Origin of the sequence: Lentzea jiangxiensis (genome assembly GCF_900104175.1) — a bacterium.
Classification (GTDB): domain Bacteria; phylum Actinomycetota; class Actinomycetes; order Mycobacteriales; family Pseudonocardiaceae; genus Lentzea; species Lentzea jiangxiensis.
In genome coordinates this window covers 523527-541239 of sequence record NZ_FNIX01000004.1, presented here as the reverse complement: position 1 = coordinate 541239, position 17713 = coordinate 523527, and the positions used below count along the sequence as shown (strand labels likewise).

The 17713-nt window shown below is 67.3% G+C and carries 15 protein-coding genes and 1 tRNA gene; 6 read left to right on the top strand and 10 right to left on the bottom strand.

Translation table 11 applies throughout. The features are described 5' to 3' along the window. The first annotated feature begins 65 nt into the window (after positions 1-65). Positions 66-1571 (top strand): M28 family metallopeptidase, encoded by a 1506-nt coding sequence (locus BLQ91_RS16625; protein WP_090097702.1) that lies wholly within the window; start codon positions 66-68, stop codon positions 1569-1571. A 59-nt stretch (positions 1572-1630) separates the two neighbouring features. Here the strand turns inward: BLQ91_RS16625 and ypfJ are convergent, their stop codons facing one another. The 4 genes from ypfJ to BLQ91_RS16605 all read right to left on the bottom strand — a co-directional run bounded on the left by ypfJ (position 1631) and on the right by BLQ91_RS16605 (position 6313). Beyond that, a complete protein-coding gene (ypfJ, locus tag BLQ91_RS16620) occupies positions 1631-2527 on the bottom strand; it encodes a KPN_02809 family neutral zinc metallopeptidase (protein ID WP_090097701.1) in 897 nt (298 codons plus the stop codon). Positions 2528-3101: 574 nt separating this feature from the next. Then, complete coding sequence (locus BLQ91_RS16615) at positions 3102-3863, bottom strand: hypothetical protein (protein WP_090097700.1); 762 nt, start codon at positions 3861-3863, stop codon at positions 3102-3104. Positions 3864-3927: 64 nt separating this feature from the next. After that, a complete protein-coding gene (locus tag BLQ91_RS16610; protein ID WP_090097699.1) occupies positions 3928-4503 on the bottom strand; it encodes a hypothetical protein in 576 nt (191 codons plus the stop codon). A 94-nt stretch (positions 4504-4597) separates the two neighbouring features. Then, on the bottom strand, positions 4598-6313 hold the full coding sequence (locus tag BLQ91_RS16605; RefSeq protein WP_090097698.1) for a bifunctional metallophosphatase/5'-nucleotidase: 1716 nt from the start codon (positions 6311-6313) through the stop codon (positions 4598-4600). Between the two features lie 164 nt (positions 6314-6477). Here BLQ91_RS16605 and BLQ91_RS16600 point away from each other — a divergent pair, with 164 nt between their 5' ends. Together BLQ91_RS16600 and BLQ91_RS16595 are read left to right on the top strand one after the other, a co-directional pair. After that, the gene (locus tag BLQ91_RS16600; RefSeq protein ID WP_090097796.1) at positions 6478-6909 is read left to right on the top strand and encodes a MarR family winged helix-turn-helix transcriptional regulator; all 432 of its coding nucleotides are present in this window, start codon (positions 6478-6480) and stop codon (positions 6907-6909) included. 28 nt (positions 6910-6937) lie between these two features. After that, positions 6938-7022, top strand: a tRNA-Ser gene (locus BLQ91_RS16595). Positions 7023-7086: 64 nt separating this feature from the next. Here BLQ91_RS16595 and BLQ91_RS40315 read toward each other — a convergent pair. Then, positions 7087-7263: a tyrosine-type recombinase/integrase gene (locus BLQ91_RS40315; RefSeq protein WP_143022671.1), complete on the bottom strand. Its 177-nt coding sequence runs from the start codon at positions 7261-7263 to the stop codon at positions 7087-7089. Positions 7264-7445: 182 nt separating this feature from the next. Here BLQ91_RS40315 and BLQ91_RS16590 point away from each other — a divergent pair, with 182 nt between their 5' ends. Beyond that, complete coding sequence (locus BLQ91_RS16590) at positions 7446-8918, top strand: pentapeptide repeat-containing protein (RefSeq protein ID WP_090097697.1); 1473 nt, start codon at positions 7446-7448, stop codon at positions 8916-8918. A 138-nt stretch (positions 8919-9056) separates the two neighbouring features. Here the strand turns inward: BLQ91_RS16590 and BLQ91_RS16585 are convergent, their stop codons facing one another. From BLQ91_RS16585 to BLQ91_RS16570, 4 genes are all read right to left on the bottom strand, one after another. After that, positions 9057-11036, bottom strand: coding sequence for a pentapeptide repeat-containing protein (locus tag BLQ91_RS16585; protein ID WP_143022670.1), 1980 nt, complete (start codon positions 11034-11036; stop codon positions 9057-9059). Positions 11037-11582: 546 nt separating this feature from the next. Continuing rightward, complete coding sequence (locus BLQ91_RS16580; protein ID WP_245733481.1) at positions 11583-12290, bottom strand: class I SAM-dependent methyltransferase; 708 nt, start codon at positions 12288-12290, stop codon at positions 11583-11585. Between the two features lie 156 nt (positions 12291-12446). Then, positions 12447-12851 carry a VOC family protein gene (locus tag BLQ91_RS16575; RefSeq protein ID WP_090097694.1) on the bottom strand — a complete coding sequence of 135 codons (405 nt, stop codon included), beginning with the start codon at positions 12849-12851 and terminating at the stop codon, positions 12447-12449. A gap of 11 nt (positions 12852-12862) precedes the next feature. Continuing rightward, positions 12863-13294 carry a helix-turn-helix transcriptional regulator gene (locus BLQ91_RS16570; RefSeq protein WP_218130283.1) on the bottom strand — a complete coding sequence of 144 codons (432 nt, stop codon included), beginning with the start codon at positions 13292-13294 and terminating at the stop codon, positions 12863-12865. A gap of 275 nt (positions 13295-13569) precedes the next feature. On the opposite strand from BLQ91_RS16570, the gene BLQ91_RS16565 reads away from it, so the two are divergent. Further along, entirely contained in the window at positions 13570-15777 is a 2208-nt protein-coding gene (locus tag BLQ91_RS16565; RefSeq protein ID WP_176959778.1) for an SdrD B-like domain-containing protein, read from the top strand. 88 nt (positions 15778-15865) lie between these two features. After that, complete coding sequence (locus BLQ91_RS16560; protein WP_090097692.1) at positions 15866-16615, top strand: sulfite exporter TauE/SafE family protein; 750 nt, start codon at positions 15866-15868, stop codon at positions 16613-16615. 4 nt (positions 16616-16619) lie between these two features. Here BLQ91_RS16560 and hisC read toward each other — a convergent pair whose 3' ends face one another. Further along, positions 16620-17687 carry a histidinol-phosphate transaminase gene (gene hisC / locus BLQ91_RS16555; RefSeq protein WP_090097691.1) on the bottom strand — a complete coding sequence of 356 codons (1068 nt, stop codon included), beginning with the start codon at positions 17685-17687 and terminating at the stop codon, positions 16620-16622. Positions 17688-17713 lie beyond the last annotated feature (26 nt).

Below are 17713 nucleotides of genomic sequence, written 5' to 3'. Positions count from 1 at the left end.
GTCGGATTGTGTCCCAGGTCTCCTTCTTGTGAGGGTTCTGCCATCTCGAACGAAGGGGAACGTTCATGTCCGGCAGAACCAAGCTGGCGACTGTGCTTGCCATCTCGGCATTAGTCGCGGCCCCCACCGCCACGGCGTCCGCCGCCGAACCCGCCGGCCCCGCGCTGGCGAAGAAGCTCTCGAAGAAGGTGACCGTCGAGGGCGTCAACCGGCACCTGATCGCGTTCCAGCGGATCGCCGACCGCAACGGCGGCACCCGCGCCGCCCTGACCCCCGGCTACGACGCGAGCGTCGACTACGTGGCGGGCAAGCTCCGCGACGAGGGCTTCATCGTGACGACGCCGACGTTCAGCTACGAGATCAACGTCAACGACGCGGAGACCGCCCGCGTCGACGGCGTGAACTACCAGGCCCTGATCATGACCGCCTCGCCGCAGACCCCCGTCGGCGGCGTCACCGGCCCGCTGCGCGTGGTGCCCGAGGACGCCACCACCGGGTGCGAGGCGAGCGACTTCGCGGGCCAGGACTTCACCGGCTCGGTCGCGCTGATCCGCCGCGGTGGCTGCACGTTCGAGCAGAAGCACCTCAACGCGCACGCCGCCGGGGCCATCGCCGTGCTGGTGTCCAACAACACCGCGGGCCCGCTCTCCGACGTGACGCTGACCAACCCCGGCAAGATCCCCACCGGCGGCATCTCCCAGGCGGACGGCACCACGCTCGCGGGCAAGGCCGGGTCGGCCGTCACGGTCGACATGCGCTTCCACTCGGAGACCCGCACCGAGCGCAACGTCATCGCCCAGACCCGCACCGGCCGCACGAACAACGTCGTCATGGCGGGCGCACACCTCGACAGCGTCGAGCTCGGCGCCGGCATCAACGACAACGGCACGGGCTCCGCGGCCCTGCTGGAGACCGCGCTGCAGCTGGGCTCCCGCCCCAAGGTCGACAACGCGGTCCGCTTCGCCTGGTGGGGCGCCGAGGAGCGCGGCCTGATCGGCTCCGAGGAATGGGTCCGCTCGCTGACGTTCGAGCAGCAGCTCGACATCGCGCTGTACCTGAACTTCGACATGGTCGGCTCGCCGAACGCCGCGTACTTCATCTACGACGGCGACAACTCCGACGGCGTGGGCGCGGGCCCCGGCCCGTTCGGCTCGGCGCAGATCGAGAAGGCGTTCGCGGACTACTTCGCGGCGAAGGGCGTCCCCACCGAGGGCACGGACTTCTCGGGCCGCTCGGACTACGGCGAGTTCATCGCCCAGGGCATTCCCGCCGGTGGCCTCTTCACCGGTGCCGAGGGCGTGAAGACCGCGGCCCAGGCCGCCAAGTGGGGCGGAACGGCCGGGGTCGCCTACGACCCGTGCTACCACGCCGCCTGTGACAACCTCGGCAACGTCGACCGGGTCGCCCTGGGACGCAACGCCGGTGCCATCGCGTTCGTGACGGCCGCCTACGGCGTGTCCACCGAGGACGTCAACGGCGTGCCGCCGCGCTCGAAGCGGGCCGAGGCCCGTGCCGCGGCCAAGATGTCGCTGACGGCGCACGAGGACCACTCGCACGCCGCCGTTTCGTAGGTCTCGCACGAAAAGGCCGGGTCTCCCTCGGGAGGCCCGGCCTTTCTCGTCGGTGGGTGTCAGCCCAGGTTGTTGGTGTCGAACGTGTTGCAGCGGGCCGGGTCGCCCGTCTCCAGGCCCGTGGTGAACCACTTCTGGCGCTGCGCCGAGCTGCCGTGGCTGAACTGGGTCGTGTCGACCTGGCCGCCGCCGAGCTCGCGCTGGATGAAGTCGTCACCGATGCGCGCCGCCGCGTCGAGCGCCGCGGTCACGTCCTCCTGGGTGATGTTCGTGATGAGCGGCTGGCCGTTGGCCGACGGGGTGGTCGTCGCCGCCTTGGCCCAGGCGCCCGCGTAGCAGTCGGCCTGCAGCTCCAGGCGCACCGAGTCGGAGGTGGGGCCGGTGCGGGAGTTGACGCGGTCGGACGTGCCGAGGAGGTTCTGGACGTGGTGGCCGTACTCGTGGGCCAGCACGTAGGCCTCGACGAACGGACCGCCGGTCGCGCCGAACTTGGTGCGCAGCTCGTTGAAGAAGTCGAGGTCGATGTACACCTGGGAGTCGGCCGGGCAGTAGAACGGGCCCACGGCCGAGGTGGCGTTGCCGCAGCGGGTGTTCACGCTGTTGCGGAAGAAGTTCGTCTTGGTGACCTGGTAGCTGCGGCCGGAGCGGGCGAACTGGTCGGTCCAGAAGGCCTGGATCGAGTTGATCGTCGCCACGACCCGGCAGTCGCTGTCGCGGTTCGCGTCCGCGCCGGTCTTGCACTTCTCGGCCAGCTGGCCGGACTCGACCTGGGTGTTGCTGCCCAGGCCCTCCAGCCCGCCCGCCGGCAGCTGGATGCCGGTGAACTGCTGGAACAGGAAGTAGATGATCAGACCGACCACGCCGAGGCCACCGCCGACGCCGGCGACCCTGCCGCCGACGCCCCGCTGGTCCGAGACCTGGGAAAGGTCGAGTCCCGCGCCTTCGTTGAACTGCACCGCATCCTCCTGCCAAGGACCCCCTGGGTGCCGCAAACGATAAAGCACCAAACGCGCCTTGGTGCGGCGCCCGACTTCGGGGCACCGCACCAAGGCTTTCCCATGTGGTTGTGACGACTACGGCCCACGGAGGTTGGCGTGGCGCTCAGCCGGTGACGCCACGAGACGACACCGATGCCGAGCTCAACAGCGTCGAAGTGCGCGGAGCGACGCCTGACGGCGCCTGGGCACCCGAAACCTCGTGTCCGTCGCTACACAGTCGCGACCGGACCGGTCACGTCCGATCCACTCGCGGGGATGCGACAGACCGCGTTTCGCCACAGCGAGGAGATACCTGCACAGCACCACCTACCCCTTCTGGGCGTGGCCACCGGGCGGTCCACTTCATTTACCTGCCGGTTGCCAGCTCATTGTCGAGCATGCGCTTGATCGCCGTATTTATCAACACTTCACGCGAAACCTGAATTGGTGAAGTCAGACGGGTGACCTGCGGAGATCGACAGTGCGGACAGCAATCGCCCGGCGGGAGAAACTCCCACCGGGCGATTTGTGAAAAATGATCGGAATTTGTCGATCAGGCTTTCCCGGTGCGCCTCGCGCCGCGGCGGGCCATCACACCCGCGGTCATCAGGCCGAGGCCCGCGAGCAGGAACTCGAGCGGGTCGGCACCGGTCCTCGACAGGGCCGGGACCACCGCGGAAGCCCGCTGCGAGGCCTTGTCGCCGGTCTGCGGGGCGCCGGCTCCCGAGTCGTCGCCGGTGTCGCCGCCGCCGGAGTTGTCGCTGCCGGAGTTGTCGCCGCCCGGCGTGCCGTTGCCCGGGTTCTCGTCGCCGGGGTTCTCGCCGGGCTGCTCGGGCTCCGGCTGCGGCTCCTCGGGCTGCTCGGGCTGCTCCGGTTCCGGCTGCGGCTGCTCGGGCGTCCCGGTCTCGCCGCAGTCGCCGCTCGCGGTGCCGAGCACCGCCGCGCTGGTGCCGCAGACCGTCACCGGGGCCTCGACGGAGCCGTTGGCCTGCTTCGGCCCGGTGTCGCCGCAGCTGCCGTTGCCGCCACCGGCGACGCCGACCGCGTTGCCGCACACCGTGACGGGCGCGGAGACGAGGGCCTTGTCGGCCTGGACGCGCTCGGCGGGCTTGTCCCGGCAGGTCGCGTCGCCGGTGCCCAGCACGTTGACCGCGTTGCCGCAGACCTCGACCGGAACGCTCAGCAGGCTGCCGACGCGGACCTCCTCGTCGACGTCGAGCGGCACCGGGACGGCCTGGGCGAAGCCGGCGGTGGCGACCAGCAGGCCACCGGTCAGCAGAGCGGCGGACAGGGTGCGGTTGAGGTTCTCGCGCATGGCTGTTTCTCCCTGGAGTGCGAAGACGGATCCCTGTGTCTGGCCGTGGAGGTGCGGGCCGGGATCAGTCCGGGGAGAACGTCGGTTCCTCCGCGCGCACGGAGCGCGGGACGTCGTGCTGTTCCGTGCTGACGAGCGCTGTCGTGGTGGTGGGCGGCCGCGTCGCGTGCGGCAGCGTGCCCACCGGGATCTGCGTGCCGGTGGACGTCCCCGCGCCGCTCTGCGGGAGCGTGCCGGGCGTCGGCTGCTCCGCCTGGGGTTGCTCGGGAACGTGCGCTGGGTTCGTGGGCTGTGCGTGGTGCTGCTGCTGTGGTGCCGGTTGTTGTTGCTGGGGCGCCTCGGCCTGCACGGGAGCCTGCACGGGAGGCTTCACGGCAGGCCGGGCGGGCGGCGGGAGTTCCTCCGATGGCGCGGGGTTCTCGACGCGCGGGGCCGGCTTCGGCGGAACGGGCGCTTCCGGTTGGGGCGGTGCGAGCCCCGTCCCGACCTGGAGACCGACGTCGACGAGGGGGATCTCCAGCCCGACCTCCAGCCGGTCGATCTCGACCCGGACGTCGGCGTTCGCGTGCCCGGTGCCGCCCAGCAGCCAGGCACCGGTCACCAGACCGGCGAGCAGCAGGAGCCGATGCAACCACGACATCGGCCCCCACCCTAGATCAAACGGAGCAACGGGGGCACGCAAAAAAGCCGCCCCGGCGACCAGGGTCACCGGGGCGGCGTTCCGCCTGCCGCCGCTACGGCAGCTGCGTGATGCGGTCGAGCGCCGGTGCGCCCTGGTTCGGGTGCGCCGCCAGGTAGGCGGAGAACGCGTCCAGGTCGATGCCGCCGCCGGTGATGTCCCTGCCCTTGGTGAACTCGCTGAAGCCGTCACCACCGCCCTGCAGGAAGCTGTTGATCGTCACGCGGTAGCTCGCGTTCGGGTCCAGCGGGGCGCCGTTGAGCGTGACGTCGGAGACCTTCGAGCCGAACGCCGCGCCCTTCGACCAGGTGTACTTCAGGCCGGACGACGGCTGGAGCACGAACTGGCGGGCAGCGGTGAACTGCTGCTCCAGCACGTTCTTGATCTCCGCGCCGGTCAGCGTGACGGTCTGCAGGATGTTGCCGAACGGCTGCACGGTGAACATCTCGCCGTAGGTCACCACGCCGTTGCCCTCACCCACGGGCGAGCTGGCGAACGTGAGGTCCGCGCGCACACCGCCGGGGTTCATCAGCGCGAGCACCGCGCCGTTGCCCTTGGTGGCCAAGAGCTGCGAGTCGGCGATCAGGTTGCCGAGCGGCGACTCACCGGCGGTGTTCTGCGCCCGCGGGATGTCCGAGCTGATCGTGCCGACCGGCTTGTTCGCGATCGGGCCGGACTTCTGCTTGGCCAGGTCGATGATCGCCTGGACGGTCGGGTCCGGCGTGACCGTGCGGGTGACGATCTTGTTGTCGGCCTTGGTCTCGCCGCGGATGACGTCGCGCGTGCGGCGGTCGATCTTGAGGTCGACGACGCTGAGCTCACGGCCGAACGCGAGGCCCTCGATGAACGGCCGCGGGTTGCCGGCCGGGTCCTTGATCACGCAGTTGTAGTGCTGGTGGCTGTGGCCGGAGAAGACCGCGTCGATCTTCGGGCTGACGTTCGTGGCGATGTAGCTGCCGGGGTTGTTGGCGGCGACGTTGCACGCGTTGGGGCCGCCACCGGACGAGGTGACCTGGTCACCCTGGTGCACGAGCAGCACGATCGACTTCACGCCGATGGCGTCGAGGAGGTTGGCGTACCTGTTGGCCGCCTTCACCTCGTCACCGAACGCGAGGTCCTTGATGCCGTTGGGGTCGACCAGGATCGGCACGTCCTTGAGCGGCATGCCGATGAAGCCGATCGGGATCCCGTCGCGGATCTCCACCCAGAACGGCGGAAGGGCCGGCAGCCCGGTCTTGGCGTGCGTGACGTTCGCGCCGAGGATCGGGAACTTCGCACCCTCGTACTTCTCGTTGAACTGGCACCCGTCCACCGGGTGGCAGCCACCGCGCTGGATGCGCAGCAGTTCCTGGTAACCCTCGTCGAACTCGTGGTTGCCCGCCGCGGTCGTGTCCATCCCGACCTTGTTGAGCACCTCGATCGTCGGCTCGTCGTGGAACAGCGCCGACACGATCGGCGAAGCACCGATCAGGTCGCCCTGCCCGACGATGACGGAGTTCTTGACCTCGCTCTGGAGGTTCTTGATGTGCGTGGCGTTGAAAGCGGCGCCACCGGCGTCGACGGTCGTGCCGTCCGGCAGGATGACGCGCCCCGACGACCCGGAGGGCGGCTCGATGTTGCCGTGCAGGTCGTTGATGCCGATCAGGCGCACGTCAACCGTGCCCCGACCGCGCAGTGACTGGACATCGGCCTGGGCAGGCCCGGTAGCGCTGATGACAGTGGCCGCGGCGGCGGTGATCGCCAGAACGGAGAGCCGTCTGAACGAACTCATGGGTGAAGCCTTTCGAAGGCAAGGTTAACGCGCGTGTACGGCGGAGGAGTCTGCCTCGCGAAGGCCGCGTTTTCCAGAGGAATGACAGGATCGTCATCCTGCCGTCTAGCCTTGTTCTCGTGACACCAAGCGAGCAGGAGCCGCGCTGGCTCGACGAGGGCGAGATGCGGGCGTGGCGCACCTACGTGAACGGTTCCTCGATGCTCATGGACCGCCTGCACCGCGAGCTGCAGGACACCCACGGGGTCTCACTGGCGGACTACGAGGTCCTCGTCCGCCTCTCCGAACAACCGAACCAGCGCATGCGCATGACCCAGCTGGCAGAAGACGTCGCCTCCTCGAAGTCCCGCGTCTCCCACCAGGTCGCCCGCATGGAGAAGGCAGGCCTCGTCACCCGCCGCGAGTGCACGGAGGACGGCCGCGGCGTACTCGCCGAACTGACCCAGAAGGGCATGTCCCAACTGGTGGAGGCCGCCCCCACCCACCTCCGCGGCGTGCGCGCCCACATCGTCAACCTGCTCACCCCCGAGGAGGGCGAGGTGCTGGCCAAGGTGTTCGACCGGGTCATCACACACCTGCGGGAGTCGAACGGCTAGGCTTCTCGGCTGACGCCGGTGGCGTCGGGGAAGCGTGGCAGAGCGGCCGAATGCACCCGCCTTGAAAGCGGGAGACGGGCAACCGTCCGGGGGTTCAAATCCCTCCGCTTCCGCAGTCTGATCAGGACAAACAGGGGTGGCTCACCAGTCGGTGAGCCACCCCTGCTGCGTCCAGTCTCATTCGGGTGCCCAGAGGAACCCGTTGAGCCTGCCCGCGACGTCCTGCCGCATGGACTCGGTGACGTGCATGTACCGCTCCGCCACCTTCGCGTTGGACCAGCCCATGAACTCCTGGACGACCCGCTGAGGCACGTTCAACAACAGCAGGACCGTTGCCGCGCGGGTGCAAGTCATGACGGTGGCTGACCTGCTGTCGGGGAAACGGCCGAAGATGCCACTAACTCTACTTCCATATATCCAAGCTCAGAAGCGGAATCCTGAGTCGCTAATGCATAGTCTGTTCTGACGCGAAACGAAGGACCCGAGAACGTCGTAGCGGTGCCGCAGCGGATGCTCAGATCCGGCCCGCTGCGGCGATGCGCGCGGTCGACGGCGCCGACGAGTCGATTCCGGGCGGAGAACCTGGCCGGTTGCGCGATGATCACCTGATGCGCAGATCACGTAGCGGGACAAGTTGGTGGCGGCCGGGCCTGACCGTCGTCGTGCCTGTGCTGCTCAGCACGGCGGCCGCGATGACGGTACTGATTAAGGTGCTGGCCCCCGGTACCGCGCAGGAGCGGCTTGACGCCATCCGCACGGGGTTGGCCATCGGCGCGGGCATCGGCGCTGTGATCACCCTGGCGCTGGCGTTGCGACGCCAGCAAGCCACCGAGTACGACGCCACCGAACGCCGATTGACCGAGCTTTACGTCAAGGCCGTTGACCAGCTCGGCTCGGACAAGGCCGCTGTGCGCCACGGCGGCTTCTACGCCCTTGAACGCGTCGCCCAGGACAACCCGGCACACCGCCAGACCATCGTGGACGTCATCTGTGCCTATCTGCGGTCTCCCTACACCCCGCCCCGCGCTCCAGGCTCTAGCAAGCTCAAAGGTCTACGCGCACCTCTGCGACCTGGGTGGGCACGCCCTCTTCCAGACACCGTCCCGGAGACCACGCCGAAAGACGCCGATCAGGAAGCCCGGCAAGAACGGGAAGTCCGGCTCACCGCCCAACGCATCCTGCGCGACCACCTTCAACCGCGCACACCCGCCCGTAGCTGGATGCGATGGTTCCCACGCCCAGTCCGCACGTTCTGGCCCGACATCGACATCGACGTCACCGACGCCACCCTCATCGACTTCGACCTAACCAACGCAATCATTCGCAATGCCCGGTTCGATAACGCGCAGTTCAACGGCGACGCCTCTTTTGAAAAGGCGCAGTTCATCGGCGACGCCTCTTTTGAAAAGGCGCAGTTCATCGGCGCCGCCTCGTTTGAAAAGGCGCAGTTCGGCGCCGCCGCCTCATTCAGCAGAGCGCAGTTCAAAAGCGACGCCTGGTTCTCCAAGGTGCAGTTCAACGACAACGCCTGGTTCAATATGACGCGATTCGGATCCGCCTGGTTCGCCGAGGCACAATTCAACGGCGACGCCTTGTTCAAAAAGGCGCAGTTCGGCGCCACTGCCTGGTTCGACAAGACACAGTTCAACGGCAACGCCTCGTTCAAGGAGGCGTCGTTCGGTGGTATAGCTTTGTTCAGAGACGCGCGGTTCGGGGGTAGTGCCGTTTTCAACGGGACGCGATTCGGCGGCATCGCCTTTTTCAACGGGACACGGTTCAACGATGGCGCCATCCGGTTCGACGAGGCGCAGTTCAACAACGATGTCTCGTTCGACAGGGCGCAGTTCAAAGACGCCGCGTTCGACAGGGCGCAGTTCAACGGCGAAACCTCGTTCGACAACGCGCAGTTCAACGGTGAAGCCTCGTTCAACGAGGCGCGGTTTAGCAACGCCGTTCCGAACGAAGTGCCGCGCTCGCAACTGTCGTCGGGGGATTCAGCGCCGAAGTGACCGTTCCGCAAGTAGCGGATGCCGCGAAACGGTAGGTCAAAAATCTACCGTCTCCGCATTGGTAAGACCCTTAAGAGGATCGAAGATTGCGGGTTCGTCTGCGAGTACTCACTCTGGTCGGCTACTGCTATACCCGGTTTAAAACCCGTCGCTAGATTCATTCCAGGTTAATACCACGGGTACCGGCACCAGTCGCAACATGTCCGACCCTTCGTTGTTTGTCACGGCTCCCTGTTGGCAATTGTCAATTGTCCATCCCGTCGGCAATACGCACCAATCGAATATCTCGGATACCTTAGTTTCCATCATCGAGGCGGTAGTGAGGAACATTGCGTGATCGAACTGCGCGCGGCCGGTGAATATGGCTTGGTCGAACCACGTATCGCCAGCGAAAATGGCCTTGTTGAACCACGCGTCGCCGACGAATTTCACCTCGTCGAACCGTGCGGGGCCCATAAATATCGCCATGCCGAAGTCTCCGCTTTCGACAAATTTTGCCTTGCGGAACGTCGTGTCGCCGCTAAATTCTACCCGATCAAAGATGGCGTCTTGGACGAACGTGGAATCGTTGAACTCCGCGTCGCCGGTGAATGTCACGTGGCTGAACTCTGCTTCACCGTTGAACTTTACTTTGCTGAAATCCGCGTCACCAGTCAATTTCGCTTCGTTGAACCATGCGTTGCTGGTGAACTCGGTGTCAGTGAACGTCAAGTCGTAGTTGAATGTCGCCTCGCCAAATTCCGCATTACCGGCAAATTTCGCTTCGTCAAACCATGCATTGCCGGTAAACTTGGCCTCGCTGAACACCGCCTCGCCGTTAAATTTTACTCTCCCGAACCATGCGTCTTCGGTGATTTTAACCCTATTGAACCACGCGTTGGCAGCAAAGGTGGTATCACTAAATTCCGCATCGCTGATGAACGTTGCTTCGATGAATTCTGCATTACCGATAAATGTCGACTCGCGGAAGTTTGCATCTCCCGTAAACGCCACAGTACTGAACCATGCGCGGCCGGTGAATCTCGCTCCGCTGAACTCCGCGCCACCGGTGAACTTCGCGTTGCTGAACTCCGCGTCATCAGTGAAATTCGCGTTGCTGAACTCCGCATCACCGGAAAAATGCACGTCGGTGAAGGCCGCTTTTCGTGCGGTGAGGTTGGTGGCGCGGAAGTCGATAAGAGTGGCGCCGGTGAGGTCAAGGTCGTAGTTTTCTGCCCAGTACAGGGAATCAGTATGCTGGTTGGAAGTCCTATCCAGGCCGGGGCATAGATGGGAGGTGAGAATGCGTTGCGCAGTGAGCCGAACTTCGCGTTCCTGCCTCAACTGCTCAGATGTTACAGGCGAAGTGGGTGGTCTGAGGCCGATGCGACGCGCAGCCGCTGCTTGAGCGGCCACGCGGTCGGCTGCGGTGCTTTGGCGTGCAACCGCAGATAGTCCACCCTTGCGGGTGCTAAGCCGCTCAATTACCGGAGTGTACGGGCTGCGCAGATAGGCGCAGATCACGTTGATCACCGTTTGGCGCTGGTTGGGGTTGTCTTGCGCGACGCGTTCCAATGCATACAGGCCACCGTGACGAACTGCTGCCTTGTCTGACCCCAACTGCTCGACCGCTTTCAAATACAGCTCGGTGATTCGACGTGCCGCCGCGTCGTGAGCGGTGTCAGCGGCGGCCTTGTGCTGCACAGCAAGAGTCAGTTCAGCCGCGCGTTGACGCCGGGCGGCCAGTAGCAGCGCGGCGGCGCCACCGGTGCCCACTATCAACGTGGCCGCAGTCCGGATGGCGTCCAAGCGTTCTCGTGGCTCGGTCCCGGCGAAATTGATCAGCAGCAGCGCCGCCGCGGTGATGCCCAAGCCGAGCAGGACGAGTCCGCCGAGCAGGATCGCTCGAGGTGTCAACGCCGGCATTACATCTGTCCCCGCTTCCGCCAGGCGGGGTGGTGAGGCTGGATGACGAGACCGCAGCACCCCGAGCGCTGCCGCAGATGCCAGTAGCAGCACCATGACCGGGACCGTCCACCACCGGCCCAGCCACATCCACGCCGCCGACCACCAGAACCAGGATCTCGCTATCCACGCCGCCATACCGAGGCCCGCAGCGGCAAACAGCCACGCCAACACACCCAACCTACGCCGTCCGGTTACCAACCGTCGGATACGGACCACCCGGCCGGCAGGGCGGTCACTGGGCGGCGAAGCATCGGCAGTCGTCACGCAGGCAGAATCGCGAACTCACCCATTGTGTTACTGCGCCGCGATCAGCGGCAGGATGGCCTGCCAGACCGATGGGATGTGGTAATGGCGTTCAGTGCGGGCAATGGTGGCACTGCTGTGTCTGTATTGGTCGATCTTGACCACGTCTGGTCCGCTGGCGAATCTTGCGGGGGCAGTTGAAGGTGCTCTTGGGTTCTCCCGAGGACTCCGCGAGGTGAGAGTCCACTATGGACTATCCAGTCTCAGGGGCAGTCTCATACACGGCTGTTCAGGAGCGTTCATCCATAACTGGGAGGACCCGTTAACCAGCAAAAAGGACCTCAGCGAACGAGTCCGTACGGTAATGCCAGCTCCTTGAAAGCGGGAGACGGGCAACCGTCCGGGGGTTCAAATCCCTCCGCTTCCGCAAGCCGGACGGGGCTGTGGAGGTCGTCCTCCACAGCCCCGTCCGCGTCAGCGGCGCGCCACCGCCAGCAACCGGTGGCTGCCCACCGAGAACGCCTCGCCCGCCACGCCCCCGTGCAGCTCGACCGACGAGAACCCGGCCTCGACGAGCATCCGGGTCAGCTCACCGGCCGTGTAGACGTGCTGCACGCAGGTCGACCGCTGCGTCCGCTCGCCGTCGGTGAAGGTGAAGTCGATCAGCAACCGGCCCGTGGCCACGTCGTAGGTGTTCACGGCGACCATGTCGATGCCGCCCGCCGACATGCGGATCTCGCCGGGGAGCGAGGGCAGCAGCGACTCGGCCGCGCAGCTGTAGTCGATGACGAGCAGTGGTGCGGCGGTGGCCAGGTCGCGCAGGAACCGCCGTGAGCCCTCGTGGTCGAGGTAGCCGAAGCTGTTGCCCATGCACAGGGCCAGGTCGGCTGTCACGCCGAACGAGCCCAGCGCCGCCACGTCGCCTTGGCGCCAGTCCAGTGCGGGAGCGAGCGTTCGGGCGTGGGCGATGGCTTCGGCCGAGATGTCGATGCCGGTGACCGTGTAGCCGCGGCTGGCCAGTTCGATGCTGTGCCTGCCGCTGCCGCACGGTGCGTCCAGCACGCGCCGGCCGTCGGTGAGACCGGTTGCGAAGTCGATCTCCGCTGTGGTCTGCGACGGGTGGACGGCGCCACGCCAGAAGGTGTTGGCGAGATCGGTGAAGAAAGAGGTGTACCAAGTCAAGGTGGTGCTCCTGGTGATCGCGGGAAAAGAACGCGAGGGTCACCGGGTACTGCGAAGGCACCCGGTGTGTCCGGGGCTGCCCATGGCATCGACCTTGTCTCTGAGTGCGCCTGGAGGCACCACTGAAGCACATGGCGCGCGGAAAGCGGAAGCGATTTACTTGCGTGGCGAAGAAAAGCGGATCATGTTGCCGGACGGGTCGCGGAACGCGCAGTCGCGGACGCCGTAGTACTGGTCGATCGGCTCCTGCATGACTTCGGCGCCGGCCGCGCGGACCTGGTCGAACTTCGCGTCGACGTCGGGCACCTCGAAGATGATGCCGAGCAGCGACCCCTTGGCCAGCAACGCTTCCAGCGCTTCGTGGTCGGTCGGCGGGACGGGCGGGCCGATGCGCGACAGGCCGATCTCGACCTCCGGCTGCTCGGCGGGGCCCACGGTGAGCCAGCGGTAGTCGTTCTCGATGGTCTCGTCGGTGCGGACTTCGAGGCCGAGGACGTCGCGGTAGAACTCCAGGGCCGCGTCCTGGTCGTGGACGAAGAGGAAGGTGTGCGAGAGCTTCATGGGACGAAACCCTAGGTAGAACGTGCGCGCGTCGCTTCTCGAAACCTGCTCGGTCGCGTCAGGCCCTTCAACTGGCATCCCGGCACGACGGCGAGCGCGTCGTGCGCCCGTGCGCGGTAGGCGGACGGGGTCTCGCCGACCAGTTCGGTGAACCGGGCGGAGAACGAGCCGAGCGAGGTGCAGCCGACCTCGACGCACACCTCGGTCACGGACAGCGTTCCCAGGCGCAGCAACGCTTTGGCGCGCTCGATGCGCCTCGTCATGAGGTAGCCGTACGGGGTTTCGCCGTATGCCGTGCGGAATTGGCGCGAGAAGTGCGACGGCGACATGAGGGCGGCACGAGCCATCGCGGGCACGTCCAACGGACTCGCGTACTCGCGGTCCATCAGGTCACGTGCCCGGCGCAGGTGCGCTAGGTCCTCCGGTGTCACGCCGACCAGCATGCCAGGCCGCGGACACACCCGTCCCTCGCTGTGCTCACGCTTTTCCCGCGAGGTCGGTTGCCCCACCTGGGAGAAAATCTTGAAATGTCATCGGAATGACGCAAACCCGGAGACCAGACCCCTTGAATCGCCGAAAAAAGCTTCGGGGAGAAGTCCGTTCGCGGTACTTTCCGAACGTCCGGCGGAGGCGTGCGGGGGCACCCGGCGGACGATCAAGTCACCGGGGGGAACCGTTGTCCAGCAGGTCGTGCCTTGCCGTGCTCAAGTGCGGCGCTGTGGCCATCGTCGCCGGGCTGTCGTTCAGCACGGCGGGCGTCACGGCGTTCGCTCAGGACGGTCCAACGCCACCAAGCGCCGAGCCCAGCGTCTCCGGTGTCGTCTACGCCGACAAGAACGGCAACGGGCAGCAGGACCCCGGCGAGGCGGTCGAGGACGGCGTGGTCACCGTCGCCCGGAAGAAGACGACCACCGACGCGGACGGCCGGTTCTCCTTCACGAACCTCGCCCCGGGCAACTACGTCCCGTCCTACGAGCTGCCGGACGGCTGGGTCGTGCACCACGTCCACGCCGGGGGACCGGACAGGATCTCGGTCACCGATGGCGTCACCGCGGAGGTGGCAGTGCGGGCGGAGCGGCCGTACTCGGAGCAGCTCAAGGCGACCGCCACCCTCGACCGCGACAGCTACGAGCACCCGGCGTCCGCGACCGTCGCGGTGGAGCTCACCAACACCACCGGCCGGAGGATCGACGGCATCCAGGCCGTGTGTGATCGCGCGAAGGCCGGCAACGCGCTCGCCTTCGAGTTCGACGCGGCCGGCCAGACGCTCGCGGCCGGGGAGCGGCGCACGGTCGAGAGCACGGCGAAGATCCCGCAAGAGGCCGTCAAAGCCGGGAAGTTCACTCTGGACTGCGAGTTCGCGCCGAACGCCGCGTGGAACCGCGACGGCGTGCGGCTGCACGTCGAGAAGCAGGTGACCGGCGGCGTCGACCCCACGCGGGTGCTCGCCGTGCCCGAGTCCCGCGGCCTCAAGCCCGCCTCGCTGAAGTACGAGGTGAAGTTCGACAAGCCGCGCTACGAGTCGCACGAGACCGTGCGCGCGGAACTGGTCGTGACGAACACCGGTGGAAAGGCCGCGGAACAGTTCCGGGTCGACAACGGCACCTACGACGTGGAGATCGCCGACGAGCAGTGGGGTGACGCGGACCGGCACGGCCCCGGCGTGCGCATCGCGGGCGGGGAGTCCCGCACGTTCAGCCTGTCGGGCGGGATCCGCCACTTCACCGGCGGCAAGCTGCGGCTGTGGCTGTACTTCGGCTACAGCGGCATGCCGAACGACCAGCCGAGGCACGTCAGCGCGAGCGCGGAGGTCGTGCAGACCTACGGGGACCTGACCGGCGTCGTCCACGTCGACCGGAACCACAACCGGCAGCAGGACCCGGGTGAGGCCGCTGGGGGCGTCGTCGTGGAGATCAGCGGCGGCACGCCCCACGGGTCCTTCAAGACGGAGACCGACGCCGAGGGGCGCTACGAGTTCGAGAACGTCCCCTCCGGCGACTACACCGCCGGTTACGCGCTCGACGGCGGCTGGGTCGTGCACCGCGAGAGCGGTGAGCCGCAGGTCCGCGTGCTCCCGGGGACACCGGGACGCCTCACCGCACGCGCGGAGCGCCCGTACACCGAGGCGCTCAAGGTGACGACCGTGCTCGACAGGCCGGTCTACGCCGTCGGCGACGACGTCCGGATCACCGTCACGCTGACCAACAAGGCCTCCTACGCGCTGACCGACGTCCAGGCCGGCTGCGCGAGGGACGAGAACAGCTGGCCGGTGAACGCGAACTGGGGCGAACTGCACGAACCCGGTCTGACGCTCGCCGCCGGCGAGACGAAGACCGTCGTCGTCTCCGAGAAGGTGCCCGAGGAAGCGCGCAGGACCAGCAAGGTGGTCGTGCACTGCGGGTTCGCGCCGTGGGTGAGGTGGAACGAGGACGTCGTCGTCGGCTACGACTGGGCGAGCGTTCCCGGTGGCACCGGCACGGTGCGGGCGCAGCTCGCGCACGACGAGGACCGCGACTTCCGGGCGGATCCCGGCGAACTGCTCCGCGGCGTCCGGGTCCGGCTGATGACCGAGCCCGAGTACGGCGGCGTCGTCGCGGAGGCCGTCACGAACGCCGAGGGGGTCCTGGTCTACGACCGGGCGCCCGCCGGCACCTACTGGCTGCAGGTCGACGGACCGTGGCGGTTCGAGGGCGGCTACACCGGCGAGGTCAGGGCCTCCCCCGAAGGCGACGCCTTCCACCTGGTCTTCGTGGTGCCGGGGTCACCTCCCGCACCGCCGGGCACCGGGGACACCGGCGGTCACCGGGGAGGTGGCGCGCTCGCCAGGACCGGCGCCTCCGTGCTCGGCCTCGGCCTCGTCGGTGCGCTGCTCGTGGCCTTCGGCCTCGGCGCCGGCGTGCTCGGCCGGCGTTCCAGGACGGCCTGACCGGCACCGGTCCCGCTGTCAGCAGCGCCACACCTCGCTGGTCCGAACGGAGTGTTAGCGTCGCGAACCATCGGGTAACGGGGGTGGCATGACGGTCTGGGAAGCGATCGCGGTGGTCATCGCGGGTGTGTTCGCCGGCGGCATCAACACCGTCGTCGGCAGCGGCACGCTGGTGACGTTCCCCGTGTTGCTCGCCGTCGGGTACCCGCCCGTGGTCGCGAACGTGTCCAACAGCCTCGGCCTCGTGCCCGGCTCGCTGTCCGGGGCGTGGGGCTACCGCGAGGAGCTCAAGGGGCAGGCGGACCGGGTCAAGCGGTTGCTGCCCGCGTCGATCCTGGGTGGCGTCGTCGGCGCGATCCTGCTCGTCACGTTGCCGGACGAGGCCTTCACCGCGATCGTGCCCGTGCTGATCGTGATCGCGCTGGTCCTCGTGGTGGTCCAGCCGTGGCTCAACCGCAAGCTCTCCCACCGGCGCAACGACAACGACGGCGGCGTGCTGCTGTGGTTCGGCGTGTTCGCGGCCGGCATCTACGGCGGCTACTTCGGCGCCGCCCAGGGCGTGCTGGTCATGGGGCTGATGGGCGTGCTCGTCAGCGAGCACCTGCAGCGGCTCAACGCCCTGAAGAACGTGCTCACCGCGTTCGTGAACCTCGTCGCGGGCGTGATGTTCATCTTCATCGCGGACGTGGCGTGGCTGGCCGTGCTGCTGCTGGCCGTCGGCTCGGTCGTCGGTGGCCAGATCGGGGCCAAGATCGGCCGCAAACTCCCACCCGCCGTGCTGCGCGGCGTCATCGTGGTGGTGGGAGTCGCGGCGATCGTCCAGCTGCTCGTGAAGTAGCCGCTCAGACCGTGAACGCGCGGGCGGCGGCCAGGAAGGCGTCGTTCTCCTCCGGCTCACCGATCGTCACGCGGGCGCCCTCGCCCACGAACGCGCGCACCACGACCTTGTGCTCCAGGCAGTGCTCGTTGAACGCGCCCGTGCGCTCGCCCAGCGGCAGCCACACGAAGTTCGCCTGGGTCTCCGGCACGTCGTAGCCCATGGCCAGCAGCTCGCCGCGCACGCGGATGCGTTCCGCGACGATCGCGCGGCAGCGGACCATCAGCTCGTCCTCGGCGTCCAGCGAGGCAATGGCGGCCACCTGCGCGAGGGCGTTCACCGAGAACGGCACGTAGACCTTGCGCAGCACGTCCGCGACGACCGGCGGCGCGACCGCGTAGCCGATCCGCAGGCCCGCGAGGCCGTACGCCTTGGAGAACGTCCGCAGCACCGCCACGTTGTTGTGGCCCGCGGCCCACTGCTGCTTCGCGAGCTCGACGCCGTCGGGGACGTGGGCGTCGTCGACGAACTCCTTGTAGGCCTCGTCGAGCACCACGAGGACGTCCCGGGGCACGCGCGCGATGAACGACTCGATCTCGTCGGTGCGCAGCGCGGTGCCGGTCGGGTTGTTCGGGTTGCAGACGAAGACCATCCGCGTGTTCGGCGTGATTGCCGCCAGCATCGCGTCGAGGTCGTGCGTGTGCTCCGAGTTCAACGGCACGCGGATCTGCCGCGCGCCCGCCACGTGCGTGACGATCGGATAGGCCTCGAAGGACCTCCACGCGAACAGCACCTCGTCGTTCTCGGTGCAGGTGGCCTGGACGAGCTGCTGGCACAGGGTCACCGAGCCGCAGCCGAGCGCCAGGTGGTCCGCCGGCACGCCGAGCTTGTCGGAGAGGCGGGCGGTGAGTTCGGTGCTCCCCGAGTCGGGGTACCGGTTGATGCCGGTGGCCGCGTCGGCGATCGCTTTGACGACGCTCGGCAGCGGTCCGGCGGACACCTCGTTGCTCGCGAGCTTGATGGCGCCGGGGATGGTCCTGCCGGGCACGTAGGACGGCAGGGACGCCAGGTCAGCACGGGTTCGCACGGTCATACGCCCGATCCTCGCATTGCTCCGTC

What these genes read in the sequence shown, in the direction of transcription:
- BLQ91_RS16625 (WP_090097702.1), top strand. Translation starts at nt 66, where the DNA reads ATGTCCGGCAGAACCAAGCTGGCGACTGTGCTTGCCATCTCGGCATTA.
- BLQ91_RS16615 (WP_090097700.1), bottom strand. Translation starts at nt 3,863, where the DNA reads ATGCGCGAGAACCTCAACCGCACCCTGTCCGCCGCTCTGCTGACCGGT.
- BLQ91_RS16610 (WP_090097699.1), bottom strand. Translation starts at nt 4,503, where the DNA reads ATGTCGTGGTTGCATCGGCTCCTGCTGCTCGCCGGTCTGGTGACCGGT.
- BLQ91_RS16605 (WP_090097698.1), bottom strand. Translation starts at nt 6,313, where the DNA reads ATGAGTTCGTTCAGACGGCTCTCCGTTCTGGCGATCACCGCCGCCGCG.
- BLQ91_RS16600 (WP_090097796.1), top strand. Translation starts at nt 6,478, where the DNA reads ATGCGGGCGTGGCGCACCTACGTGAACGGTTCCTCGATGCTCATGGAC.
- BLQ91_RS40315 (WP_143022671.1), bottom strand. Translation starts at nt 7,263, where the DNA reads ATGACTTGCACCCGCGCGGCAACGGTCCTGCTGTTGTTGAACGTGCCT.
- BLQ91_RS16590 (WP_090097697.1), top strand. Translation starts at nt 7,446, where the DNA reads ATGCGCGCGGTCGACGGCGCCGACGAGTCGATTCCGGGCGGAGAACCT.
- BLQ91_RS16575 (WP_090097694.1), bottom strand. Translation starts at nt 12,851, where the DNA reads ATGAAGCTCTCGCACACCTTCCTCTTCGTCCACGACCAGGACGCGGCC.
- BLQ91_RS16570 (WP_218130283.1), bottom strand. Translation starts at nt 13,294, where the DNA reads ATGCTGGTCGGCGTGACACCGGAGGACCTAGCGCACCTGCGCCGGGCA.
- BLQ91_RS16560 (WP_090097692.1), top strand. Translation starts at nt 15,866, where the DNA reads ATGACGGTCTGGGAAGCGATCGCGGTGGTCATCGCGGGTGTGTTCGCC.
- hisC (WP_090097691.1), bottom strand. Translation starts at nt 17,687, where the DNA reads ATGACCGTGCGAACCCGTGCTGACCTGGCGTCCCTGCCGTCCTACGTG.